This window comes from Stenotrophomonas sp. TWI602 (assembly GCF_039674045.1).
Lineage (GTDB): Bacteria > Pseudomonadota > Gammaproteobacteria > Xanthomonadales > Xanthomonadaceae > Stenotrophomonas.
Window position 1 is genome coordinate 1 of sequence record NZ_JBDJMT010000016.1, and the last position, 23324, is coordinate 23324.

General features: G+C 67.6%; 20 protein-coding genes. 8 read left to right on the top strand and 12 right to left on the bottom strand.

Going from position 1 to position 23324, the window contains the following annotated elements:
* Positions 1-153: 153 nt before the first annotated feature.
* Together ABE483_RS14020 and ABE483_RS14025 are read right to left on the bottom strand one after the other, a co-directional pair.
* Positions 154-1131 (bottom strand): sensor domain-containing protein, encoded by a 978-nt coding sequence (locus ABE483_RS14020; RefSeq protein ID WP_346481886.1) that lies wholly within the window; start codon positions 1129-1131, stop codon positions 154-156.
* A complete protein-coding gene (locus tag ABE483_RS14025) occupies positions 1128-1493 on the bottom strand; it encodes a PadR family transcriptional regulator (protein ID WP_313210828.1) in 366 nt (121 codons plus the stop codon). The genes ABE483_RS14020 and ABE483_RS14025 overlap by 4 nt, the downstream gene beginning before the upstream one ends.
* Positions 1494-1643: 150 nt before the next feature.
* Between ABE483_RS14025 and ABE483_RS14030 the strand changes: the two genes are divergently transcribed.
* Positions 1644-2543: a peptidylprolyl isomerase gene (locus ABE483_RS14030; RefSeq protein WP_346464149.1), complete on the top strand. Its 900-nt coding sequence runs from the start codon at positions 1644-1646 to the stop codon at positions 2541-2543.
* A gap of 98 nt (positions 2544-2641) precedes the next feature.
* Here the strand turns inward: ABE483_RS14030 and ABE483_RS14035 are convergent, their stop codons facing one another.
* Positions 2642-3523, bottom strand: coding sequence for a DMT family transporter (locus ABE483_RS14035; RefSeq protein WP_313210824.1), 882 nt, complete (start codon positions 3521-3523; stop codon positions 2642-2644).
* Between the two features lie 160 nt (positions 3524-3683).
* Between ABE483_RS14035 and ABE483_RS14040 the strand changes: the two genes are divergently transcribed.
* Both ABE483_RS14040 and ABE483_RS14045 read left to right on the top strand, forming a co-directional pair.
* On the top strand, positions 3684-4634 hold the full coding sequence (locus ABE483_RS14040) for a LysR substrate-binding domain-containing protein (RefSeq protein ID WP_313210822.1): 951 nt from the start codon (positions 3684-3686) through the stop codon (positions 4632-4634).
* A gap of 87 nt (positions 4635-4721) precedes the next feature.
* Positions 4722-5015: a hypothetical protein gene (locus ABE483_RS14045; protein WP_019184421.1), complete on the top strand. Its 294-nt coding sequence runs from the start codon at positions 4722-4724 to the stop codon at positions 5013-5015.
* A gap of 45 nt (positions 5016-5060) precedes the next feature.
* Here ABE483_RS14045 and ABE483_RS14050 read toward each other — a convergent pair whose 3' ends face one another.
* Complete coding sequence (locus ABE483_RS14050) at positions 5061-5831, bottom strand: DUF4349 domain-containing protein (protein ID WP_313210880.1); 771 nt, start codon at positions 5829-5831, stop codon at positions 5061-5063.
* A gap of 156 nt (positions 5832-5987) precedes the next feature.
* Between ABE483_RS14050 and ABE483_RS14055 the strand changes: the two genes are divergently transcribed.
* The gene (locus ABE483_RS14055; RefSeq protein ID WP_346481887.1) at positions 5988-7796 is read left to right on the top strand and encodes a DUF885 domain-containing protein; all 1809 of its coding nucleotides are present in this window, start codon (positions 5988-5990) and stop codon (positions 7794-7796) included.
* A gap of 193 nt (positions 7797-7989) precedes the next feature.
* Here ABE483_RS14055 and smrA read toward each other — a convergent pair whose 3' ends face one another.
* Both smrA and ABE483_RS14065 read right to left on the bottom strand, forming a co-directional pair.
* Positions 7990-9822, bottom strand: coding sequence for a multidrug efflux ABC transporter SmrA (gene smrA, locus ABE483_RS14060; protein WP_346481888.1), 1833 nt, complete (start codon positions 9820-9822; stop codon positions 7990-7992).
* An 89-nt stretch (positions 9823-9911) separates the two neighbouring features.
* Positions 9912-11489, bottom strand: coding sequence for a serine hydrolase (locus ABE483_RS14065; RefSeq protein ID WP_346481889.1), 1578 nt, complete (start codon positions 11487-11489; stop codon positions 9912-9914).
* A gap of 111 nt (positions 11490-11600) precedes the next feature.
* Here ABE483_RS14065 and ABE483_RS14070 point away from each other — a divergent pair, with 111 nt between their 5' ends.
* Together ABE483_RS14070 and ABE483_RS14075 are read left to right on the top strand one after the other, a co-directional pair.
* A complete protein-coding gene (locus ABE483_RS14070) occupies positions 11601-12041 on the top strand; it encodes a VOC family protein (RefSeq protein WP_346481890.1) in 441 nt (146 codons plus the stop codon).
* Positions 12038-12856 (top strand): DUF72 domain-containing protein, encoded by an 819-nt coding sequence (locus tag ABE483_RS14075; protein WP_346481891.1) that lies wholly within the window; start codon positions 12038-12040, stop codon positions 12854-12856. Before ABE483_RS14070 ends, ABE483_RS14075 begins: the two co-directional genes overlap by 4 nt.
* 4 nt (positions 12857-12860) lie before the next feature.
* Here the strand turns inward: ABE483_RS14075 and ABE483_RS14080 are convergent, their stop codons facing one another.
* Complete coding sequence (locus ABE483_RS14080; protein ID WP_346481892.1) at positions 12861-13517, bottom strand: Pr6Pr family membrane protein; 657 nt, start codon at positions 13515-13517, stop codon at positions 12861-12863.
* A gap of 78 nt (positions 13518-13595) precedes the next feature.
* Between ABE483_RS14080 and ABE483_RS14085 the strand changes: the two genes are divergently transcribed.
* Positions 13596-14543 carry a DMT family transporter gene (locus tag ABE483_RS14085; protein ID WP_293981624.1) on the top strand — a complete coding sequence of 316 codons (948 nt, stop codon included), beginning with the start codon at positions 13596-13598 and terminating at the stop codon, positions 14541-14543.
* A gap of 52 nt (positions 14544-14595) precedes the next feature.
* Here the strand turns inward: ABE483_RS14085 and ABE483_RS14090 are convergent, their stop codons facing one another.
* The 5 genes from ABE483_RS14090 to ABE483_RS14110 all read right to left on the bottom strand — a co-directional run bounded on the left by ABE483_RS14090 (position 14596) and on the right by ABE483_RS14110 (position 22803).
* Entirely contained in the window at positions 14596-15666 is a 1071-nt protein-coding gene (locus ABE483_RS14090; protein ID WP_313217701.1) for a sensor domain-containing diguanylate cyclase, read from the bottom strand.
* Between the two features lie 68 nt (positions 15667-15734).
* Positions 15735-16457, bottom strand: coding sequence for a pseudouridine synthase (locus ABE483_RS14095; protein WP_019184431.1), 723 nt, complete (start codon positions 16455-16457; stop codon positions 15735-15737).
* A 56-nt stretch (positions 16458-16513) separates the two neighbouring features.
* A complete protein-coding gene (locus tag ABE483_RS14100) occupies positions 16514-18148 on the bottom strand; it encodes a diguanylate cyclase (RefSeq protein WP_346481893.1) in 1635 nt (544 codons plus the stop codon).
* A gap of 101 nt (positions 18149-18249) precedes the next feature.
* The gene (locus ABE483_RS14105; protein ID WP_346481894.1) at positions 18250-20631 is read right to left on the bottom strand and encodes an EAL domain-containing protein; all 2382 of its coding nucleotides are present in this window, start codon (positions 20629-20631) and stop codon (positions 18250-18252) included.
* A gap of 222 nt (positions 20632-20853) precedes the next feature.
* Entirely contained in the window at positions 20854-22803 is a 1950-nt protein-coding gene (locus ABE483_RS14110) for a DEAD/DEAH box helicase (RefSeq protein WP_346464416.1), read from the bottom strand.
* Positions 22804-23070: 267 nt separating this feature from the next.
* Here ABE483_RS14110 and ABE483_RS14115 point away from each other — a divergent pair, with 267 nt between their 5' ends.
* The gene (locus ABE483_RS14115; RefSeq protein WP_019184435.1) at positions 23071-23301 is read left to right on the top strand and encodes an RNA-binding S4 domain-containing protein; all 231 of its coding nucleotides are present in this window, start codon (positions 23071-23073) and stop codon (positions 23299-23301) included.
* Positions 23302-23324 lie beyond the last annotated feature (23 nt).

Consider the following 23324-nt stretch of genomic DNA (forward strand, 5'->3'; position numbering starts at 1 on the left):
CTCCCTCCTTGCGTGCCTCCCCGTTCCCCCCCTTCCACCCCCCCCCTCGCGGGGCCCCCCCCCCCCCCCCCCCCCCACTACCGGATCATCGGGTTCTGCAGCGCCGGTAGGTGACGACCGTTGGTCGTCACCCTCGCCATCCTCGTGTCCCGTTTACAGCCGCACCAGCAGATGCTTGGCCATCATCCCGTGCAGGTGACCGATGCCGCGGGCCAGGTGCAGCGTCGCGAACAGCAGCAGCACGCCGATGATCGCCAGCAGCGGTGTGACCCAGATCGGCAGCATCTGGATGCCGTCGATGTGGATGCCCACGTAGTCACTGGAGAACAGCGCCGCCACCGGTGCCCAGATGAAGCCGATCGAGGTCGACAACAGCGTGGTGGCGATCGTGAAGTAGACGATGCCCAGCGGCAGCATCAGCACGAAGTACAGCAGGGTCAGCCAGGTGCGGCCATCGGTGAACATGTCACCGATCCGCTGCAGCCAGCTGCGGCTGCGGTCGGAATAGGTCGGCCGGCGCGGCATGCGCTCACCGAGCAGGGCTTCGACCAATCGCCCTTCCAGCAGCGACAGACCGCGCACCGAGCCGAAGAACAACACCGCCACGGGAATGCCGATGATCAGCACCATCAGGCCCAGCGACAGCGACAGGCCGGTGACCACCCAGGTGAAGAAGAACGTACCGGTGGCCAGCGACAGGAGCATGTAGAACAGCGCGCCATAGGTGCGTGCCTCCAGCGCCACACCGAAGAAGCGGGCCAGGGCCGAGCGTGGCTTGGACGGCGCCTGCGGCGGTGCCGTTTGCGCGCCAGCGCTGACCGGCGCTGCACGTCGGATCGATGCCGCACCCGCGCTCGGCGTGCGCAGCGCACGGTTCACGGTGATTTCCGTTTCGCGGTAGATCTCGGCCACTTCTTCCGGCGCACCGTAACTGCCGGCCACATCGGCGATCACCTCGGCCTCGCTGCGGCCCGGCTGTGCGGCCAGCTCCGAGCGCAGGTACTCCTCGGCGTCGTACAGGGCGTCCTGCACCATCGCCGGATCGGCGTCGTGCAACGCCGCGCGCAGCTGTGCCAGATACGCCGGGATGGTGGTCGGCAAGGCCCGACCGGCCACGGATTCGATGTTCATGCGGTTACCCCTTCCAGGACGGAATCGACGGAATCACGGGTGGCACGCCATGCGGCGGTCCAGTGGCTGAGCACTTCACGCCCCGTGTCATTGATGCGGTAGTAGCGACGCGGCGGACCCGCCACCGACGGTTCAACATGGCTTTCCAGCAACCCGGCCCCTTCCAGGTTGCGCAGCACCGGGTAGAGCGCGCTCTGCTTGCCGCTCAGCACGCCCTCACCGACCCGCTCCAGCTCCTTGGCGATCAGGTAGCCGTACAGCGGCTCACCGGCCTTGGCCAGCACCGCCAGCAAGGCCAGGGAGACCGTGCCGGAGCTGAGCTCTTTCTGGAATTTCTTGAGGTGGACCTCGTGGTCGCTCATGACGGTCTCCGCTAGCGTGGAGTCCACACTAGTCCGAAGTTCGCTATAGCGGATGTGTCGTTAGTCACCGTGCCGCAGGACATCCCCTGGCTGGCCGTAGCCGGTGCGCTTCGCGCACAATCGGGCACTCCCTTCCTGAACGGGTCTGCCATGTCGCCACGTCGTCCTGCCCTGCTCACCCTCGCCCTGGCCTGCCTGCTCCCCGGCCTGGTCAGCGCGGCCACGCCTTACCGCAGCCCGCAGCAGATCCTGGACGCGTCGCCGGACAGCGACTGGCGCACGCCCGACCCGGCCAACCTGCTGTACATGAACCTGCCCGCCGGCCGCGTCATCATCGAACTGGCCCCGGCGTTCGCGCCGCAGCACGTGGGCAACATCCAGACCCTGGCCCACGAGCATTTCTGGGATGGCGAGAGCATCTACCGCGCGCAGGACAACTTCGTGGTGCAGTTCGGCGATGCCGATGCCGACGATGCCGCCAAGGCAAAGCCGCTCGGCAGCGCCAAGCGCACGCTCCCGGCCGAATTCCAGCGTGACAGCAAGGGGCTGAAGGTGAGCCTCCTGCCCGACCGTGATGGCTGGGCCGACCAGACCGGCTTCGTCGACGGCTTCCCGGTGGGCCAGGATCGCAAGGACGGCAAGACCTGGCTGGCGCATTGCTATGGCGCGCTGGGCGCCGGCCGCAACAACGAGGAAGACAGCAGCATCGGTGCCGAACTGTACGTCGTGACCGGGCAGTCGCCGCGTCAGCTGGACCGCAACATCACCGTGGTCGGCCGCGTGCTGCAGGGCATGGAGCTGCTCAGCGCGCTGCCACGTGGCCCGGCCCCGATGGGCTTCTACGCCGATCCGGCGCAGCGTACGGCGATCCAGTCGATCCAGCGTGCCAGCGATGTACCGGCCGCGGAACGCCCCAAGCTGCAGGTGCTGCGCACGGACTCCAGGACCTTTGCCGATGCGACCGAAGCGCGCCGCAACCGCGTCGATGATTTCTACAAGCGCCCGGCCGGCCACATCGACCTGTGCAACATCCCGGTGCCGGTGCGGTAAGGCCGCGCCACCGGCGCGGTGAACGTGCATGGGGGTGGACATGCCCGTCCCGGTCGCGCCGGCCGCTGGCCGGCTGATCGCCTCCGCAGAGGCGATCTCTATCGCTTCTGGGACACCGCCACACTGCCGAGAATGAGCACGCCCGCCACGACCATCGCGCCAGTCACCGGTTCGCCCAGGAACAGCCACGCGAACAGCGCGCCGAACATCGGCACCAGGTAGGTCACAGTCGAGGCACGGGCCGGACCGATGCGGGCGATCAGGCGGTAGAACATCAGGAACGCCAGGCCGGTGCAGACCACGCCCAGCGCAATCGCGCAGGCCCAGGACAGCATCGGGATCGGGGCGGTCGGCCAATGGGTCAGCGCCATCGGCAGCAGCAGGATCGCCGCGCAGCCGAGCGTGGCACCGGCCGAGGCCGCCGGTGGCAGGCCGGTCATGTGGCGCTTCACCAGATTGACGCCCAGGCCATACAACAGCGCGGCCAGGGCACCGGCCATCACCGCCGCACCGATGCTCAGACCGGACACTTTGGCCGTGGCCAACACCACCACCCCGGCGAAGCCGACCAGCAGGGCGATCGCGCGGCGCATGCCGATCTTTTCGCCGAAGAACAGGAACGCGATCAGCGCGGCGAACAGCACGGTCATCGCATTGCAGATCGCACCGATCGCGGCCGGAGCGCGTTGTGCGGCCCAGGCGAACAGCACGAACGGGATGGCCGAGTTGATCAGCCCGATCGGCGCCAGCCACAGCCAGCGGCGGGCCGGGAACTGCGCGCGCGCCTGCCACAGGAACGGCAGCAGCACGAGCGCGCCGAGCAGCAGCCGCACCTCCACCAGTGCATACGGTCCGAAGGCTGGCACGGCCACCCGCATGAACAGGAACGAGCAGCCCCATATCGCGCCCAGTGCGGTCAGTTCCAGCGGCGTGCGCCAATCGCGCGCCACCGTAGCGGCGGCCAGCGGCGCTCCGCTCATGACCGGCCCCCGAAGCAGGGCAGGCGCGCGGGACAGGGGGTAAGGGGCGGCAACATGCGCGTGAATCCGGGGGGGGAAGGACGACAGCATCCGCCTGCCGTCAGGCACTCACAAGCGCGTAGTATCCGTGCAAGCCACAAATATGATTTGGGTCTCGACCATGATCCTTCGCCCTGCCCTGTTGCCCGCGCTGGGGGTGTTCGCGGTTGCCGCACGCCACCAGAACTTCGCCCACGCCGCCCAGGAACTGCACCTCACCGCCAGTGCGGTCAGCCACCATGTGCGACGGCTGGAAGACCTGCTTGGAACCATCCTGTTCCAGCGCCATGCGCGCGGCGTGCGGCTGACGGCCGAAGGCCGCCAGCTGGCCGATGCGGCGGCGGCGGCGCTCAGTGATCTCAATGCAGTGGCCGGCAACCTGCATCCGCAGGCGGACATCGTGCCGCTGCGGGTCACCACCATCCGCTCGCTGTCGTACTGCTGGCTGATTCCGCGGTTGCCGCGCTTCACCCAACAGCATCCGCGCATGCGTATCGAGCTGCAGACCAGCACCGAACTGGTCCGCTTTGACGAAACCGGTCCGGAACTGGGCATCCGTTACGGCCTTGGCCAATGGCCAGGCATGGCCGCGCATCACCTGATGGACGATGAACTCTGCCCGGTGGCCTCACCTTCCCTGGCGGGCGTCTCGATGCTGCGCGAACCGGCTCAGATCGCCGCCTTGCCGCTGCTCAGCGACATGTCGCCGCAGGGTTGGCGCGATTGGTTCCGGGCGGCGGGTGTGCGCGGGTTGGACCTGCCCTCGCTGCACACCTTCAGCGACAGCACCGATGCGATGCGCGCCGCGGTCTACGGCATCGGCGCAGTGCTGGCGCGCAAGCACATCGCCCAGCCCTACCTGCAGCGTTATGAGCTGGTGCGCCTGCCCGGCCCCGCACTCAAGGCGCGCTACGCCTACTACGTCGTCCACGCCGAACACCGCCCACTCAGCCCGACCGCGCAGGCGTTCATGGACTGGCTCAAGCGCGAGGCACTGGATGAGCGCACCCCGCTGCCCGCACTGCCCGATGAACTGCTGGGCCTGCCGCCTGCGGACGGCACGCACGACTGAACCGGACGCCACGGTCCGGCGCATGTCCTCACCCGATCTTTTCCGCGTGCTGGCTAGGCTGGAGTCCCTTTCCCCGAGGCTCGACCCATGGCCCTGTTGCGACTGCGAATCACCGGCACCGAAGACGATGCACGTGCCATCACCGACCTGCTGCAGAGCATCGAGGGGATCGAACACGTCGAGGAAACCGACGACCTGATGCCGCACATGGACGACGACGATTCCAGCTCGGCCGGCCTGTCCGATGACATCGGCCCGGGCACGCACGAACTGGAAGTGGAAGTAGGCAACGCACTCGGTGCCCAGCGCGTGCGTGACGCCGTGCAGGAACTGGCGCTGGAACTGGATGTCTTCGTGGAATACGAGCAGGACGAAGGCTGAGTCAACCGTCGTGCTGCGCTTTCAGGCGCGGCACGACCGGTCTGGTCAGCGTGCGGCCGCCGCGGCCTTGCGCCGCTTGCGACGGCGCCACAGCGCCACGACCACGGCACCGACCGCCCAGACCACCACGCCGACCGGCACCAAGGCGGCGATCGCGCGGATCACGAAGGCGATGCTGGTGGTGAAGATCGCCCCGAACTCACTGAACGCCTTGCCGATTTCGCTGCGGCTGCGCTGCCCGGCCGGGCCTTCGAAGTGCATCGTCACCAGCTGGGTGTCGATCCGCCGGCGTTGCTGTGCCGCGTCCTTGTTGGCCTGCTCCAGCCCCGCCTCGATCTCCGCCATGCGCTGCGAGACCGCCAACAGGTCGGCCACCTTCATGTCACTGCGCTGCTGATACGCCTGCAGCTGCGCGTGTTCTTTCTGCAACCGCGTCTGGGTCAGCGCGGTATCGGCCACCTGCTGGGCCAGATCTTCGGCATGCGTGTTGCGCGAGGCCACATCGCCGCCTTCACCAGCCAGGGCGATGATCGGTTCCACGCCCTTGGGCGCGATGCGCACGCGGATGGAGCCGGAGCGGGTTTCACCGCCTTCCTCGCCTACCTGCAGCACGGCACAGTCCCCGAACCGGTTGCTCTGGCAGGCCGCGGACACGGCCTTGACCCGCTCACTGATGCGCTTGGCATCCAGCTGGATGCGGATGTCGTGTTCATACGCCAGGAACGCGCCCTCGGGGGACGCCACGGCCCCGGCGGCCGCATCGGCGGCGTAGTTCGGCCCGCTGCGGCCACAGGCCACCAGGACCAACAACAGCATCCCTGCCAGCCCGGCGCGGGCCAGTCCTTTCCACTCGGTCACAGTGCAGCTCCATCAAAAGCGGTGATCTTCACGGCGCATGGTAATCCAATGGCACGGGGACAACGGCGGCCATCGGCCCTATGCTCGGGGATTGTCCCCAGTACAGGAACACCGATGCGCCAGCATCTGCTTGCCCTCGCCCTGATCGCCGCCCTTGGTGGCTGCCAGCAGGCCGACTCCCCGACGCCCACCACCGGCACCGAAGCGGCCACCCCGGCTGGCGATGCCGCGGTCGATGCGGCCTTCGCCGATCTGTCCAAGCGCGCCCTCGACACCTGGATGCAGCTGTCCCCGATCAGCGCCACGCAGATCGGCGACCACCGCTACGACAGCGAGATCGACGACCTGAGCGCGGCCGGCCAGCAGAAGGTGCTGACCGCATACAAGGCACTGCTGGGCGACCTGGACAAGATCGACGTCAGCAAGCTCTCGCGCGAGAACCAGGTGGATGCGGCGATCCTGCGCAACCAGCTGCAGTCCGAGGTCTGGACCGCGGAAGTGCTGCAGTCGCCCAAGTGGGACCCGCAGATGTACAACGGCATGGCCGGCAGCGCGCTCTACGGCCTGATGGCGCGTGAGTTCGCCCCGCTGCCCGACCGCCTGAAGTCGGCGACCGCGCGCATGGAGAAGCTGCCGCAGATCTTCGCCCAGGCCCGCGAGAACCTGGACCCGGCCCGCGTGCCGAAGATCCATGCTGAAACCGTGGCCAAACAGAACCGCGGCATCCTGAGCATCGTCGATACCTTCATCACCCCGCACATCGGTGAGCTGCCGGCCGAGGACCAGAAGCGCCTGCAGGCTGCGATCGAGGGCCTGAAGAAGGCTGTCGACGAGCAGCAGACCTGGCTGGACAAGACCCTGGTGCCGAACGCCAAGGGGGACTTCCGCATCGGTGCGGACCTGTACGACCAGAAGCTGAAGTTCGCGCTGAACTCCTCGCTCTCGCGCGCCGAGATCGGCGAGCGCGCGCGTGCCGAGCTCAAGCGTGTGCGCCAGGACATGTACGGCATCGCGCAGACCGTGCTCAAGGACAAGCCGGGCGCGCCGGCGCTGCCGGCCAACCCGAGCGATGAGCAGCAGCAGGCCGCGATCGAAGCCGCGCTGGAGCTGGCCTATGCCGACAAGCCGGCCCGCGACAAGGTGGTTGACGACGCCAAGGCCGCGCTGGAGCAGTCCACCGAGTTCGTGCGCAAGCATGACCTGATGACCCTGCCCGATTCGCCGGTCGACATCATCCTGATGCCGGAATTCCAGCGTGGCGTGGCCGTGGCCTATTGCGACTCGCCGGGCCCGCTCGACAAGAACCTGAAGACCTTCTATGCGGTCTCGCCGATCCCGGACGACTGGACGGACAAGCAGGTCGACTCGTTCCTGCGCGAATACAACAGCCGCATGATCCACCTGCTGAGCATCCACGAAGGCACCCCGGGCCATTACCTGGAAGGCTGGCACTCGGGCAAGTTCCCCTCCACGCTGCGTGCGGTGCTGCGTTCGGGCCTGTTCGCCGAAGGCTGGGCGGTCTACACCGAGCGGATGATGCAGGAGCAGGGTTACCTGGACAACGATCCGCTGTTCCACCTGGTGCAGCTGAAGTTCTACCTGCGCACCATCTCCAACGCGATCCTGGATCAGGGCGTGCACGTGGACAACTGGACGCGTGAGCAGGCGATGCACCTGATGACCCACGATGCCTTCCAGCAGGAAAGCGAAGCTTCGGGCAAGTGGGTGCGTGCGCAGCTGACCTCCGCGCAGCTGCCGACCTACTTCGTCGGCGCGCAGGAACACTTCGATACCCGCAAGGCCGTGCAGGACAAGCAGGGCGCGAAGTTCAACCTGAAGGCGTACCACGATCAGATGCTGTCCTACGGCGCCCCGCCGGTGCGCTTCGCGCGCCAGCTGATGCTGGACCAGCCGATCGAGTAAACCCGCCTGGTTCCTCGTCAGACAGGCAACGGCCCGGTGCGAACCGGGCCGTTTTTTTGTGGGGTTTCGTAGAGCCGGGTTCTACCCGGCTGCCTGCGCCACGCAACAGCAGGAGCAGCCGGGTAGAACCCGGCTCTACGCGGGAAGCAGCCGACTGACAGTCGGCTCTACCCCCCGGCAGCGTCGGCACCGGTTAGGCATCGGCGGCGACGAAGCCCCCGGTCTGCCGCGCCCACAGCCGCGCATACAACCCGCCCGCCGCGATCAGCTCGGCGTGCGTGCCGGTCTCCACGATGCGGCCCTGATCCATCACCACCAGCCGGTCCATGCGCGCGATGGTGGACAGGCGGTGCGCGATCGCGATCACCGTCTTGCCGGTCATCAATTCGTCCAGGTTGTCCTGGATCGCCGCTTCCACTTCCGAATCCAGCGCCGAGGTTGCTTCGTCCAGCACCAGGATCGGGGCGTCCTTGAGCAGCACCCGCGCGATCGCGATGCGCTGGCGCTGGCCGCCGGACAGTTTCACCCCGCGCTCGCCGACGTGCGCGTCGTAAGCACGGCGCCCTTCCCCATCGACCAGTGTATCGATGAAGGCCGAGGCGCGTGCCTTGGCCACGGCGGCATGCAGCTGCGCCTCGGTTGCATCCGGACGCCCGTACAGCAGGTTGTCGCGGATCGAGCGGTGCAGCAGCGAGGTGTCCTGGGTGACCACGCCGATCTGCCGGCGCAGGCTCTCCTGGGTGACACCCGCGATGTCCTGGCCGTCGATGCGGATCTGCCCGCTCTCCAGGTCGTACAGACGCAGCAGCACGTTGACCAGGGTCGACTTGCCGGCACCCGAGGGACCCACCAGGCCGATCTTCTCACCGGGTTTCACCTGCAGGTCCAACCCGGCGATCACGCCCCCGCGTTTGCCGTAATGGAAATGGATGTGATCGAAATGCACGGCGCCCTGCCTGACCACCAACGGCACGGCGTCGATACGGTCCTGCACGGTCAGCGGCTGGGAGATGGTGGTGATGCCGTCCTGCACCGTGCCGATATCTTCGAAGATGCCGTTGATGGTCCACATGATCCAGCCGGACATGTTGTGGATGCGGATCACCAGGCCGGTGGCCAGGGTGATTGCGCCGACGGTGATGTGGCCGCCGTTCCACAGCCACAGCGCCAGGCCGCAGGTGCCCACGATCAGGAAGCCGTTGACGATGGCGATGGTGACTTCCAGCCCGGTGGTGACCCGGGTCTGGCCACGGTGCTTGGTGGCCAGTTCGTCGATCGCCTCGGCCACGTAGGCCTGCTCGCGCCCGCCATGGGCGAACAGCTTCAGCGTGGGCACGTTGGTGTAGCCATCCACAATGCGGCCCATCGCTTTGGAGCGTGCTTCGGAGGCGATCCACGCGCGCTCTTTGGCCCGCGGCACGAAGTACCACATGATCACCGCGTAGCCGACCATCCACAGCCCCAACGGAATCATCAGCCGCCAGTCCGCCTGCGCGAACAGGTACAGCGCGGTGCCGGTGTAGACGATGATGTACCAGAGCGAATCGACCATCTGCACGGCCGATTCACGCAGCGACGTCCCCGTCTGCATGACCCGATTGGCCATGCTGCCGGCGAAATCGTTCTGGAAGAAGCTCAGGCTCTGCCGCACCACATAGTTGTGCATCAACCAGCGCGAGCGGTTGCTCAGCCCCGGTACGATCGCCTGGTTCACCAGCAGGCTGTGCAACGACACCAGCAGCGGGCGCGCGATCAGGGTGATGCCGGCCATCCACATCAGCGTGTTGGCATGCCGCGCAAAGAAATCGCTGCCGGGCTGCTCGGCGACCATGTCCACGATGCGGCCAAGGAAATCGAACATCGCCACTTCGACCAGCGCCAACAGCAGGCCGGCGATCAACGTGGCCAGCAGCACCGGCCACACCGGGCGCAGATAGTGGATATAGAACGGCACCACCTTGCGCGGTGGCATGCGCGCATCGATCGGCGGGAAAACCGGAATCAGCGATTCGAACCAGCGGAACATCGCAGTGCACCAAAAACAAAACAGGCCGCGATTATCCCACCGCGGCCTGTCCTTTTACTCTCACCTCCATCACACGCCGGCGACGGGGTTCAGCCCTTGGCCTCGGGCGCGATCGGTGTCAGCAGCAGGTCCTGGAAATCGAAACTGAAATCGGTCAGCGAGGACGCCGCCTGCATGCGGACCTCACGGACGTTGCCGTCCGGATCCAGACTGAAATTCACGAAGGCGTCGGCATTGAGTGACCGGTCGTCCCAGCGCACCAGGAAGGTATCGTGCTGCCAATGTTCCAGCGTGCCGATCAACTGCGCGGTCTTGCCGAAGCGCAGGCGCAGCTTGCCGCCCTGCTGCTCAACGAATACATCGCCGTACCATGCGTCGCGGTAGCCCCCTGCGTAGCGCGCCAGTGGCAGCGACGGCTTGGATCTCGCATCACGTGCGGCCTGGTGCTTGGCCCAGCCTTCGTCTGCTTTCTCCTGTGACTTGGCAACGGCAGCGGCATACGCGGCGACCCAGTCGGTGGCCGGGGCCTGCAGATAGGCATCCAGCGCTTCCATCGTGATGGCATTGAAGGCCGCGCCGACTTCCTGGTTGGTGAGCACCACGATGCCCAGCTTGTGCTCCGGCACCAGGGTCACGCGCGACACCATCCCCGGCCAGCCGCCGGTATGCCAGACCAGCTTCTGGCCGCGGTAGTCGCTCAGGCTCCAGCCTTCGCCATAGCCGGCGAAGTTCGGCCGTGCGGCCGCCAGCTGCGGCACGCTCGGTTCGGGCACGACCTGAGGCGTAATCATCTGCCACATCGCCTGCTGGGTCTTGGCGGTGAACAGGGGCTGCCCGTTCTCCAGCGTGCCGTGGGCCAGCTGCACGTTCATCCAGCGCGCCATGTCGTGCACGCTGGAATAAATGCCGCCGGCGCCGGCATTGTTGGACCAGGTCAGCGGCGCGACGGTCCGCAGCTGGCTGAAATCGTACTTGGCGTGACCGACCGCGGCGTTGTCGCCGGGCTGCAGATGATCGGCGTTGCAGCGGGTGCCTTGCATGCCCACCGGGGTGAAGATGTGCTGCTGCAGGAAGTCCGCATAGGTCTGCCCGGACACCTGTTCGATCACCTGCTGGGCGACCGCGTAGAGAATGTTGTCGTAGGCATAGCGATCACGGAAACCGGCCTTCAGCGGCACCTTGCCCAGCCGCTGCACCACCTCCTTGTTGCTGTAGGAGGTGGTCGGCCAGAACAGCAGGTCGCCCGCGCCCAGGCTCAGGCCACTGCGGTGCGAGAGCAGATCGCGGATGCGCATTTCGCCGGTGACGTACGGATCGGACATGCGGAAGCCGGGCAGATGATCGATCACGCGATCCTCCATCTTCAGCTTGCCCTGCTCGGCCAGCAGATTCAGCGCGGTGGCGGTGAACGCCTTGGTGTTGGACGCGATCGCGAACAGCGTATCGGCCTGGACCGGATCCGGCTTGCCCAGCTCGCGCACCCCGTAGCCGCGCTCCATCACTACCTTGCCATCCTTGACCACCGCCACGGCGATGCCGGGGATGTCGAACTCGGCGCGGGCGCGTCCGATGGTGGCGTCCAGCCGCTGCAGTTCGGCCGGCACGGCGGCCGATGCCAAGGGTGCGCATGCGAGCAGCACGGCGCCTCCGATCCAGGATGTGTTCAAGCAGTGTCTCCGGTTGCGTGTGGCGGGGGCGTCGAGGGTGTCGATGCCCCGGTTTCGCACGATGGTAACGCGGCCCGGATCAGGCTCGCCTGTGCCAGAAGGAGGCCCGCCATGACCGCGCCCGCCGAGACCACCGCCACGATCATTCCCTGCCTGCGCTACCGCGATGCACACGCCGCGATGGCGTGGCTGCAGCGCGCGTTCGGCTTCCAGAAACAGGCGGTGTATGCCGAGGGCGATATCGTCCACCACGCCCAGCTGGTGTATGGCCACGGCATGATCATGCTCGGCTCGGTCGACAACGCCAGCGAGTGGGGCCGCTACAGCGTCCACCCGGACGAGGTCGGCGGTCGGCAGACCCAGAGCGCCTGCGTGATCGTGGCCGATCCGGATGCGCACCATGCGCGCGCCGTCGCTGCGGGCGCGCAGATCGTCATGCACATCGCCGACCAACCGTATGGCGGCCGCGGCTATGCCTGCCGCGATCTGGAAGGTTACCTGTGGTGGTTCGGCAGCTACGACCCGTGGGCCGACCATGCGGGCGGCGCATGAGCACACCGCCCGGCACCATCCGCACCGGCATCGGCGGCTGGGTCTTCCCGGCATGGCGCGGCGGCACGTTCTATCCGGCCGGGCTGCCGCAACGCGAAGAACTGGCCTACGCCAGCCAACAGCTGGGCTGCATCGAGATCAACAGCACGTTCTACCGTGCGCAGAAGCCGGCCATCTATGCGCAGTGGCGCGAGCAGACGCCAGCGGGCTTCCGCTTCTCGGCCAAGGCGCCGCGCACAATCACCCAGACCCATGACCTGGCCACCGTTGGTGAACGCGCCGAGCGCTTCATCGAGGGCATCAGCGTGCTGGAGGACCGGCTGGGACCGCTGATCTGGCAGTTCGGCGACAGCCATCCCGCCGGTGCGGACGAATTCGAGCAGTTCCTGGGCATGCTCCCGCGCAAGATCGACGGTCGGCTTCTGCAGCATGCACTGGAGGTACGCAATCCCGCCGCATGGACGCCGGCGCTGTTGGCCGCTGCCCGCGCCCACGGTGCAGCGCTGGTATTCAGTGGCTCGGATGAGTACCCCAGCTTTGCCGACCCGACCGCGGGGTTCCTCTATGCGCGGCTGATGCGCTCGCGCGCCAACCTGCGCGCCGGCTACCCGGCGAGGGCCATGGAGCAATGGTGCCTGCGTGCGATGCGCTGGGCCCGCGGCGAAGACAATCCGGACCTTCCCCACCTTTGCGCCGAACGCCCCGCGCAGCCACCGCGCGAGGTATATGTGCTGTTCATCGGTGCGGCCAAACAGCGCAATCCCGGCGCGGCGATGGCGCTGCGCGATCAGCTGCAGCTGCTCGGCGGCAGCTGATGCGTTAGCGGTTCCGGCGGCGCGCCGCCAAGGCACCATCCAGCCACCACACCAGCGCACCGCACACGACGAACACCACTGCCACGGACAGCGCATTGCGCGCAACCAGCGCGATGCCCAGCGCGCCCAGGTCCAGGAAGGGATACGGGTACTGCCCACTGAGCCGCCCGACCAGCAGGGCCCAGCCGAGGTAGACCGTCGGCAACGCCAGTGTGCTGAGCAACCCACGCCGATGCAGGCCGCCATGCGGCCCGGCCAGCCAGCCAAGCAGATACAGCACGGGCACCGCGTAATGCAGGCCGGCATCGGCCCACCATTGCGCGCCCTGCGGGTGCCACAGCGGACGCAGGATGATCACGTAGATCAACCCGGTGATGCCGATGAACAGCGCCACCGCCGCGCGCGGGACCGGGCCGGCCAGCCCTTCACGGCGGCCCCGGGCCAGTGCCAGGCAGACCGCGGCGACGCCGATGTTGCTCAGGATGGTGAAGTAGCCCAGGTAGCGCAGCGTCGCGTCCGCAGCCACCAGGCCGGGCGTGCGCAGCAGCAGGTGGTACTGCAGCAGCAGTGCCACCACGGCGACCGCGGCGGTGAGGCCGGCCAGGGCACGCAGGGCGTGCGGCAGTCCGGCGGGGACAGGGGCGATGGGCAGGCGCGTCATCGCCGCAGAATGCCATGACCCCGCGCGGGATCGCTTGTAGGGCATCCTTCGCGGCGCGGCTTGTCGCACAATAGGCGGATGCCGATGACCGATACCCGCAGAGCCCTGCTGCAAATCCATTTCTGTGTGCTGCTGTGGGGCGTCACCGCCATCCTTGGCAAGCTGATCACCCTGCCCGCGCTGCCGCTGGTGTGGTGGCGCATGTTGCTGGTGGTGGCGATGCTGGCCCTGGTGCCGCGCGTGTGGCGCGGGCTGCGCCAGCTGTCCCCGCGGCTGGTCGCCGGTTACTGCGGTGTGGGCGCGCTGGTCGCGCTGCACTGGCTCACGTTCTATGGCGCGGTGAAGCTGGCCAATGCCTCGGTGGCGGCGACCTGCATCGCGCTGGCGCCGGTGTTCACCGCGGTGATCGAACCCTGGGTGGCCAAGCGCCCCTTCCAGTTCCGTGAGCTGGCCTTCGGGATCCTGGTCCTGCCGGGCGTCGCGCTGGTGGTGGGCGGCGTGCCCGATGGCATGCGCCTGGGCGTCCTGATCGGCGCGCTCTCGGCGCTGCTGGTGGCGATCTTCGGCTCACTCAACAAGCGCCTAGTCAGTCATGCCGACCCGCTCACCGTGACCGCGCTGGAACTAGGTGCGGGCACGCTGACCCTGACCCTGCTGGCGCCGGTACTTCCCTTCCTGCTGCCGGCCCTGGCCAGCGACCTGTGGGTGATCCCGGACCTGCACGACGGCCTGCTGCTGTTGGCCCTGGCCGGGCTGTGCACGCTGCTGCCGTTCGCGCTCGCGCTGGTCGCCCTGCGCCACATCAGCGCCTACACCTCGCAGCTGGTGACCAATCTTGAGCCGGTCTACGCGATCCTGCTGGCGATGGTGCTGCTCAGCGAGCAACGGGAGCTGACCCCGCTGTTCTATGCCGGCGTGGCGATCATCGTGGGGGCGGTGTTCCTGCACCCGCTGCTCAATCGCCGCCGGAAGGTGCAGCACCCGGAACTCCTGGCGACGTCCGAGGCACGCAACATCGCCGATTGAGCGGGCGTACCGGCCAACACCCGGTACCTGCCGCGGATACGGCCCGTGCACCTCAGTCGGCGCGGATGACCCGGTTGCGCCCCTCGCCCTTGGCCCGGTACAGCGCTGCATCGGCGCGGGCCAGGGTCTGCTCGATCGCATCGCCGTGGCGGTGCGCGGCCACCCCGATGCTGATCGTCAACGGCAGGCCCAGCGGCAGATCGGCTACCGCCATGCGCAGGAAATCGCACTGCAGCTCTGCCGTGGCCAACGGCGTGTCGGGCATCAGCACCACGAACTCTTCGCCGCCATAGCGCGCCGCCAGGCCATGCCCGGCGAAATGCGCGCGCAGCAGCCGGGCCAGTTCGGCCAGCACGTGATCGCCGGTGGCATGACCGTACAGATCGTTGACGGTCTTGAAGTGGTCGATGTCGAGCAGCGCCACAGCGGTCGCGCGCGGGTGACCATCGGCATCCACCACCGCCGCCTCCAGCGCGGTGCTCATCGCGCGGCGGTTGGGCAGGCCGGTGAGCGGGTCGGTGCGGCTCTGTTCGGCCAGGTCGGCGTTCTGCTGTTCCAGCAGTTCGTTGTACTCCGCCAGGCGCTGCTCGTACCAGGCGCGATCGGTCATGTGCTGCTGTATTTCATGCGCATACCGGCGCAGCTCCATCACCAGCGAAACCTGCCGCGACAGCGCCGACAGGGCATCGCGCTGGCCGGGGCTGAGCTGCCCGGGGGCGGCATCGAACACGCACAGCGTGCCCAGGGGCAGGCCGTCACTGCTCAGCAGCGGCGCGCCCGCATAAAAACGGATATGCGGCTCATCGACCACGACCGGGTTGTCGAAAAAGCGTGGGTCGGTTCGCGCATCCTCGACCACCATCACCTGGTCCGGCTGCAGGATGGCGTGACCGCAGAAGGAGATGTCCCGGCTGGTTTCCGGTGCGTCCAGCAGCTGCCGCGCCTTGAACCACTGGCGCTCCTGGTCGACCAGGGTCACCGCGCCCATGTGGGTGCCGCACAGCGCGGTGGCGATCGTGACCAGATCATCGAAGGACCGCTCGCGCGGCGTATCCAGGATCTGATACCGCTGCAGCGCCAGCAGGCGCTGTGCTTCGTTGTCCGGCTTGGACGGCTTGATCATCGTGGCAGGCGGTGGCGTGTGCCGGATCAGTCTAGCCCGGGTACGGTGTCACGGCGTGACGCACAGCATCACCAGTCCAGCTGTTTGGGCAGCAGGCCTTTGAGCTCGGCATCGGTGAGATTGCGCCACTGCCCCGGCTTGAGCGCACCGAGTTTGATGTTGTCGATGCGCACGCGGCGCAGCTGGGTGACCCGGAAACCGAACGCGGCCGCCATCAGGCGGATCTGCCGGTTCAAGCCCTGCTGCAGCGTGATCCGGAACCCGAACTTGGCCAGCTTGCTGGTCCGGCACGGCAGCGTGACCTCATCGCGGATGCGCACGCCGCGGGCCATGCCACGCAGGAACTCATCGGTGACGGCCTTGTTGACCGCGACCATGTATTCCTTCTGGTGCCCGTTCTCGGCGCGCAGGATCTGGTTGACGATGTTGCCGTTGCTGGTCAGCAGGATCAGGCCTTCGGAATCCTTGTCCAGGCGGCCGATCGGGAAGATGCGCTGCTCGTGGCCGACGAACTCCACGATGTTGCCCTTGACCGAACTTTCGGTGGTGCAGGTGATGCCCACCGGCTTGTTCAGCGCGATATAGACGTGCTTGCGGCCGCCGGCCTTCTTCGCTTCGCGCGCGCGCAGCGGCTGGCCGTCGACCAGCACCACGTCCTGTTCGCCCACCACCGCACCGGTACCGGCCGGATGGCCATTGACGGTGACGCGGCGTTCGCCGATCAGGCGGTCGGCTTCGCGCCGGGAACAGAAGCCGGTGTCGGCAATATGCTTGTTGAGTCGGGTTGTCATCGGCCCATTATCGGGCAAAAGGCGGTCGCTGCTGCGTTTTTCCGCGTGTCGGCGGTTCAGGCCGGCAGCGGATCGCCGGCGGTCGTGGTGCGCTCGCCGTCATGGATCTGGTTGCGACCGTTGCGCTTGGCGCAATACATGGCGTGGTCGGCCCGGCGCAGCAGCCCGGCCAGGTCGTCACTGCCCGGCTTGAGCACGGCCAGGCCGATGCTGGCCGAGACCGTCAGGCCGGGAATGCCGAGTGTCTGGGTGACTGCGGCCACCTGCTGGCGCACCGTCTCCAACCGCGCCACGGCGGCGGCATGGCCGGCGCCGGGCAACAGCACCAGGAATTCTTCGCCGCCCATCCGGATCACATCGTCGTGATTGCGCACCGAGCCGCGCAGCGCGCGCGCCACCGCGACCAGGACCTGATCGCCGACGTCGTGGCCGAACTGATCGTTGATGTTCTTGAACAGATCGATATCCAGGAAGCCGATTGCCAGTGCATGCGGTTCCTGGCGTGCCCGTTCCAGGTATTCGGCGAGCAGGCGCAGGCCGGCGCGGCGATTGGGCAGGCCGGTCAGCATGTCGGTATCGGCGAGCTGGCGCATTTCATCGCGCTGGCGGCGCAGCCGGCCCAGCCGCAGGTTCAGGGCATAGGCGGCCATCATCAGGAACCAGGTCGCCGACAGCTGCAACGCTTCGATCCGGTATGCCACCAGCCACTGCGCATCCAGCGCATCGGCCCCGATCATGATCCACCAGGGGGCCAGCGCGGCCAGCCCCGGCAGTGCATGCGCATCGCGCTGCCACAGCCCCCACAGGCCTGCGCCGAGACACAGCGTGCAGCCCGTGAGGAAGACCCACTCCAGCAGCTCGGACACCACGGCCAGGCCGTCCGGCCCCCACAAAGGCACGGTCAGCCCCATGGCCACCAGTCCCCACAGCGCCGCATGCTGGGCCGGGCGGGAGCGCGGCCAGCGGCGATCGCCGCCGTTCAGTCGCCACAGGATGGGCAGCAGCAGCGCTTCGCTGAACGCGCTCAGCGCGACCAGCCACCACGAGGCGTGTTCGTGCACGGGCAGCCACGGCTCGGGATAGCCGCTCAAGCCCCCCAGCACCGCCTGCCACAGCACGAACACCCCGCACGCGCCGACATACACCAGGAACGAGCGGTCGCGGGTGGTGACCCACCCCATCATTGCCGACAGTGCCAGCGCGATCGCCACCGCGATGCAGGCGGCGCGCATCAGCAGCCGTGCCGTATCGTTCTGCTGCACCGGGCTCGGGGCCCCCAACTGGATGGTCGGCACCCAGCGCGGCTTGAGCGGGCGTGTCCAGGAGACCACGATCGGGTCATGGTTGCCGGCCTCGGGCACCACCACCAGCCCGACCCCTGCACGGAAACGCGAATCACGGGTACGCGCATCGTGCATGCTGCCGCAGATCTCGCGGTCACCGTGGCTGATGCGGACCTCGCCGGTGAGCACGCCGAACACATCCACGGCCTGGGGCTTGCCCGACCAGCCGGCGGCCGGGGCCGGGATGGACAGCACTTCCTGGTGGCGTGCCAGCACATCCGGGGTGCACGCGCGCTGGGGGGTGACCGCATCGGTCGCCCCGCCCAGCAACAGGAAATCCTGCCCCACGCGCGGGGCCGCCTGCAGGCTCCAGGGCAACAGCCACAGCAGCACCAGCGCAAGCGCCATCCACCCGATTGAATACCCGCCCCCGTTGCTCACACTGCGCCCTGCCCGCCCGTGATCGCCCGCGCACACCGTGTCCGCTGTCGTCGGCGAGGATTATCGCATCATGGCGCGCCCCGCCAGGCCTCGGAGGGCCGCCCCGCGCCCACCGGCCGTATCGCCAGCTGGGTCATCCGCTCCAGCGGAATCGGCCGTTCGATCGCATACCCCTGCAGGCCCTCCACGCCCATCTGCGCCAGCTGATCGGCGACCACCGCCGATTCCACCCATTCGGCCACCACCATCATGTGCAGCTCGCGGCCGACCTCGGTGATCGCGCGCACCGCGGCGCGGTTGACCGGATCCAGGTTCATGTCGCGCACGAACACGCCGTCGATCTTGAGCATGTCCGCCGGCAGTTGCCGCAGGTAGCCGAACGAGGACAGCCCCGAGCCGAAATCGTCCAGCGCCATGCGGCAGCCACGCGCTTTCACCGCATCGATGAAGGCGCGCGCCTGGTCCAGGTTGCTGACCGCCGCGGTCTCGGTGATTTCAAAGCACAGCTTGCGCGCCAGGCCGCGGTTGCGTTCAAGCAGATCGGTGACGAAGGCCAGGAAGCTCGGCTCGGCGATCGACTGCGCGGACACGTTGACGTTGCACAGGCCCAGCTGCTGCACATGGCTCGGGCACACCTGCAGGTGCCGGAACAGCAGCGACAGCACATGCCGGTCCAGTGCCATGCCCATGCCGTATCGCTCCACCGCGCCCATGAACTCGGCCGGCCCCTGCAAAGCGCCTTCCGGGCTGCGCATGCGCACCAGCACTTCGTAATGCAGGAACTCCGGATCGCCGACCCGCTCGATACGCTGGGCATACAACAGCATGCGGTTCTCGGCCATCGCGCTGGAAACATGGGCCAACCGCTCCGCTTCGCGCCGCCGCTCATCCAGTGCCATGCGGCTCTCGTTGTAGCAGTGCACCCGGTTGCGACCGGCTTCCTTGGCCGCGTAGCAGGCACTATCGGCGGCGCTCATCAACCAGTTCACATCCGGCGCATCCGGGCTGATCTCAACGACCCCGATGCTGCAGCTCACCCGGGGTGCGCCGTCGCCCTGCTGGATGCTGACCTGGCCAAGCGTGCGCACCACCCGCTGCAGCACCTGCTTGGCTTCATCCTGCCCGGCATTGGCCAGGAACAGGGCGAACTCGTCGCCACCCAGGCGGCCGACCCAGTCGCCATCGCGCACCGCCCCCACCAGGTAATCGGCGAAGCTGCGCAGCAGCTGATCGCCAGCAGCATGGCCGAGCCCGTCGTTGACCAGCTTGAAGTAGTCCAGATCGATGTAGCACAGCGAGTGGGTGCCGCCCGCGGCCCGTACCGCCACCAGCGCCTGTTCGAGCAGCCGCTCGATCTCGCGGCGGTTGATCAGCCCGGTCAGCGGGTCGTGACTGGCGTGGTGCTCCACCTCGCGTGCCAGGGCATGGTTCTGCGAAACATCTTCCACCAGCGCGAACACCGCCGGCGCCCGCGCCCGGGTGTGCACCACGGTACCGCTCCAGCGCCCCCACATCAGGTTGCCGTCGGCACGCAGGAAGCGCAGCTCACCGGGGCGCAGCTGCCGCGGCCAGTCGATCCGGCCGTGCTCGTCCAGGACCAGCTCGCCCTCCACCAGCAGATCGGCCAGCGACAGACTGAGCAGCGCTTCGCGGCGTTGGCCGAGGATATCGGCCATTGCCTGGTTGGCCTCCATGATGCCGCCGTCCTCATCCAGCTTGAGCATGCCCACCGTGGCCTGGTAGAACGCGGCCCGGAAGCGGCTCTCCTGTTCGGTCAGGTCATTGCGCACGCGCCGCGCCAGCAGCACGGCGACCAGGGTGATCGCCAGCACCGACAGCCCGCCGACGATGAAGGTCGTCATGCGCACCATCGCCGCGGTATGCAGCAACGCGCTGGAGAACGCACGCGCCTGGTTCTGCATCCCCACATCCAGCGCCTGCACCCGGCGCAGCAGGGCCTGCTGCGCCGCCGGTGTCAGTGTGCCGGCGGCATGCCCGGCCTGGACCCGGTCGGTGATGGCCACCAGTTGCAGCAGATCGTCATCGGTGTCGCGCCACAGCCGTACCGCATCGCGGAAATACGGCTGATCGCGCAGGTAGCGATACGAGAGAATCAAACGGTTGATGTCGCCGCGGGCGTTGCCGCCCTCAATGAAGCCCTGGCGTGCTGCGGCGATGTCCGGGTCGGCCTGCTCGAGGGCACGGCGGGCGGTGAGATCGCCCAGCGGCACCCGCAGCGCTTGCCGGGTTGCGCCCAGGTCAACAGCATCCCCCGAGGCGATGTACCGCGACAGCGCGTGAGTGGCCTGCTGCTGGCCACGCGACCAGTGGCTCTGGCCCATGATCCACGCCGTGGAGGCCGCCTGCAGCTCCTGGATCAACGCGGAAATCCCGACCAGGCCGATGGCCATGCCGGTCAACAACACGAAGCGCAGGGTCAGGCCCCGCATCGAACACGGTATCGCGGTCCTGCCACTCTCCCTGCGACCTCCAGACATCGCCGATCCCCCCGGGGCTGCGGATGTGGAAACTCATTCCATTGGAGCATGGTCCAATCCGCAGGCTAGGGCCAGCACTGTTGAGACGGTGCGAAACCGGCCGACCGAGACGCGGAGGCCGGATACGACGACGCCAGCCCGGAGGCTGGCGTCGCGGTGATCACCCTGGGGCGATCAGAAGTTGCGCGGACCGCGCGGCTTGAAGCCGTCGCGACGCGGCGGGCGGTCGTTGCCGCCCGGGCCGCTGCGCGGGCCACCCGGACCGCCCGGACCACGCGGCTTGCCACCGAACTTCGGCTTGAAGGCCGGACGCGCCGACGGGGTCAGGTCTTCACCCGGCTCGACCTTGCGCATCTGAAGCTGCTGGCCCGAGACCCACACCTTCTTCAGGTGGGTCAGCAGGTCCTGCGGCATTTCGGCCGGCAGGTCCAGCACCGAGAAGTCGTCGTGGATGTCGATGCGGCCGATGAAACGGCTTTCCAGGCCGGCTTCGTTGGCGATCGCGCCGACGATGTTGCCCGGCTTCACGCCGTGGACGTGGCCCACTTCGATACGGAAGGTTTCCATGCCCGGCTCGGCGGCACCGCGCGGGGCGATGTCACGGCGCGGGGCGCGCTCGACGCCGCCTTCGCTGTTGCCGAAGTCGCCTTCCGGACGCGGCGGACGCGGGCCACGGTCGTCTTCACGGCGCGGACCACGCTCGAAGCGCGGCTCGAAACGGGCCGGACGCTCGCCACGGTCGTTGCTGCGCTCGTTGCGCTGATGCGGGGCACGCTCTTCACGGGCACCACGGACCGGCGGGGTCAGCAGGAACGGCGAATCACCCTGCAGCAGCTTGGCCAGCGCGGCGGCGATCTCGATCGCCGGCACGTTCTTCTCGCCTTCCAGGCGCTGCAGCAGGTCGCGGTAGAACTCGGTGCCACCGGCATCGAGCACATCGCTGATGCGGCTCATGAACTTGGTGATGCGGGTGTCGTTGACCGCGTCCACGCTCGGCAGCTGCATCTCTTCGATGGGCTGGCGGGTGGCGCGCTCGATCGCCCGCAGCATGCCCTTCTCGCGCGGGGTGGCGAACAGGATCGCATCACCGGTGCGGCCGGCACGGCCGGTACGGCCGATGCGGTGCACGTAGCTTTCGGTGTCGTACGGGATGTCGTAGTTCAGCACGTGGCTGATGCGCTCCACGTCCAGACCACGGGCGGCCACGTCGGTGGCGACCAGGATGTCCAGCTTGCCTTCCTTCAGCATGCCGATGGTGCGCTCGCGCTGGGCCTGCTGCATGTCGCCGTTGATGGCGGCCGCGGCCAGGCCACGTGCCTGCAGCTTCTCGGCCAGCTCTTCGGTGGCTGCCTTGGTACGCGAGAAGATGATCATCGCGTCGAACGGTTCCACTTCCAGGATGCGGGTCAGCGCGTCCAGCTTGTGCATGCCGCTCACCCACCAGTAACGCTGGCGGATGTTGGCCGAGGTGGTCGTCTTGCTGACGATGGTCACTTCGGCCGGGTTCTTCAGGTAGGTCTGCGCGATGCGGCGGATCTGCGACGGCATGGTGGCCGAGAACAGGGCGACCTGACGGGTCTCCGGCAGCTTCTTGAGCACGGCTTCGACGTCGTCGATGAAGCCCATGCGCAGCATTTCATCGGCTTCGTCCAGCACCAGCGTCTTCAGCTCGGACAGGTCCAGGGTGCCGCGCTCGAGATGATCGATCACGCGGCCCGGGGTGCCGACGATGACGTGCACGCCACGGCGCAGGGCCGACAACTGCTGGCCATAGGGCTGGCCGCCGTACACCGGCAGCACGCGGAAGCCGGGAATGCCGGAGGAATAGGTCTGGAACGCCTCGGCGACCTGGATGGCCAGTTCGCGGGTCGGCGCCAGCACCAGCACCTGCGGCTTGGTCTGGTTGAAATCGAGGTTGGACAGCACCGGCAGCGCGAAGGCGGCGGTCTTGCCGGTACCGGTCTGGGCCTGGCCGAGCACGTCACGGCCTTCCAGCATGGCCGGAATGGTGGCGGCCTGGATCGGCGACGGGGTTTCGTAACCGACAGTGGCGACGGCCTGCATCACAGCGTCGGACAGGCCGAGATCTGCGAACAGCAGCGGCGCGGGGGATTCTTGGGACATGGGAAACTCCGAAACACCGCCGTTTTGGAAGGCAGTGAGATAAAAAAGGGGGATGGTCCGCGCTTTGGGCGCCCTTTCTTATCGCGTGCCCTGGCGCTGCTCGGTCGGAGGAGAATTCACTCACTCAGGGGGCGATGATACCGCATCGTTCCTGAACAACGTATACAGATTCCGGGATGGATCCCGTTGCCCCGCCTGCTGGCGCACAATACGCGCCCTTTCACGGCCCGGTCCCACGTCCGCGCCTCTTCCCAGGATACCCGCTCCATGCAGACCCTCGAATTTGAACTGGACCGCGACTACGTCGAGCTCAAGCAACTGCTCAAGCTGGCCGACCTGGTCACCAGCGGCGGCGAGGCCAAGACCGTGATCGGCGACGGCCAGGTCCTGGTCGACGGCGAGGTCGAGCTGCGCAAGGCATGCAAGATCCGCGCGGGCCAGCAGGTGCAGTTCGCCGACACCGTCATTCACGTGATCGCCGACAGCGACGCGCCCTGACCCTGTGTGACGACCAACGGTCA

Coding starts and splice junctions, on each gene's coding strand:
- ABE483_RS14020 (WP_346481886.1), bottom strand. CDS start 1,131: ATGAACATCGAATCCGTGGCCGGTCGGGCCTTGCCGACCACCATCCCG.
- ABE483_RS14025 (WP_313210828.1), bottom strand. CDS start 1,493: ATGAGCGACCACGAGGTCCACCTCAAGAAATTCCAGAAAGAGCTCAGC.
- ABE483_RS14030 (WP_346464149.1), top strand. CDS start 1,644: ATGTCGCCACGTCGTCCTGCCCTGCTCACCCTCGCCCTGGCCTGCCTG.
- ABE483_RS14035 (WP_313210824.1), bottom strand. CDS start 3,523: ATGAGCGGAGCGCCGCTGGCCGCCGCTACGGTGGCGCGCGATTGGCGC.
- ABE483_RS14040 (WP_313210822.1), top strand. CDS start 3,684: ATGATCCTTCGCCCTGCCCTGTTGCCCGCGCTGGGGGTGTTCGCGGTT.
- ABE483_RS14045 (WP_019184421.1), top strand. CDS start 4,722: ATGGCCCTGTTGCGACTGCGAATCACCGGCACCGAAGACGATGCACGT.
- ABE483_RS14050 (WP_313210880.1), bottom strand. CDS start 5,831: ATGCTGTTGTTGGTCCTGGTGGCCTGTGGCCGCAGCGGGCCGAACTAC.
- ABE483_RS14055 (WP_346481887.1), top strand. CDS start 5,988: ATGCGCCAGCATCTGCTTGCCCTCGCCCTGATCGCCGCCCTTGGTGGC.
- smrA (WP_346481888.1), bottom strand. CDS start 9,822: ATGTTCCGCTGGTTCGAATCGCTGATTCCGGTTTTCCCGCCGATCGAT.
- ABE483_RS14070 (WP_346481890.1), top strand. CDS start 11,601: ATGACCGCGCCCGCCGAGACCACCGCCACGATCATTCCCTGCCTGCGC.
- ABE483_RS14075 (WP_346481891.1), top strand. CDS start 12,038: ATGAGCACACCGCCCGGCACCATCCGCACCGGCATCGGCGGCTGGGTC.
- ABE483_RS14080 (WP_346481892.1), bottom strand. CDS start 13,517: ATGACGCGCCTGCCCATCGCCCCTGTCCCCGCCGGACTGCCGCACGCC.
- ABE483_RS14085 (WP_293981624.1), top strand. CDS start 13,596: ATGCCGATGACCGATACCCGCAGAGCCCTGCTGCAAATCCATTTCTGT.
- ABE483_RS14090 (WP_313217701.1), bottom strand. CDS start 15,666: ATGATCAAGCCGTCCAAGCCGGACAACGAAGCACAGCGCCTGCTGGCG.
- ABE483_RS14095 (WP_019184431.1), bottom strand. CDS start 16,457: ATGACAACCCGACTCAACAAGCATATTGCCGACACCGGCTTCTGTTCC.
- ABE483_RS14100 (WP_346481893.1), bottom strand. CDS start 18,148: ATGGCGCTTGCGCTGGTGCTGCTGTGGCTGTTGCCCTGGAGCCTGCAG.
- ABE483_RS14105 (WP_346481894.1), bottom strand. CDS start 20,631: ATGCGGGGCCTGACCCTGCGCTTCGTGTTGTTGACCGGCATGGCCATC.
- ABE483_RS14110 (WP_346464416.1), bottom strand. CDS start 22,803: ATGTCCCAAGAATCCCCCGCGCCGCTGCTGTTCGCAGATCTCGGCCTG.
- ABE483_RS14115 (WP_019184435.1), top strand. CDS start 23,071: ATGCAGACCCTCGAATTTGAACTGGACCGCGACTACGTCGAGCTCAAG.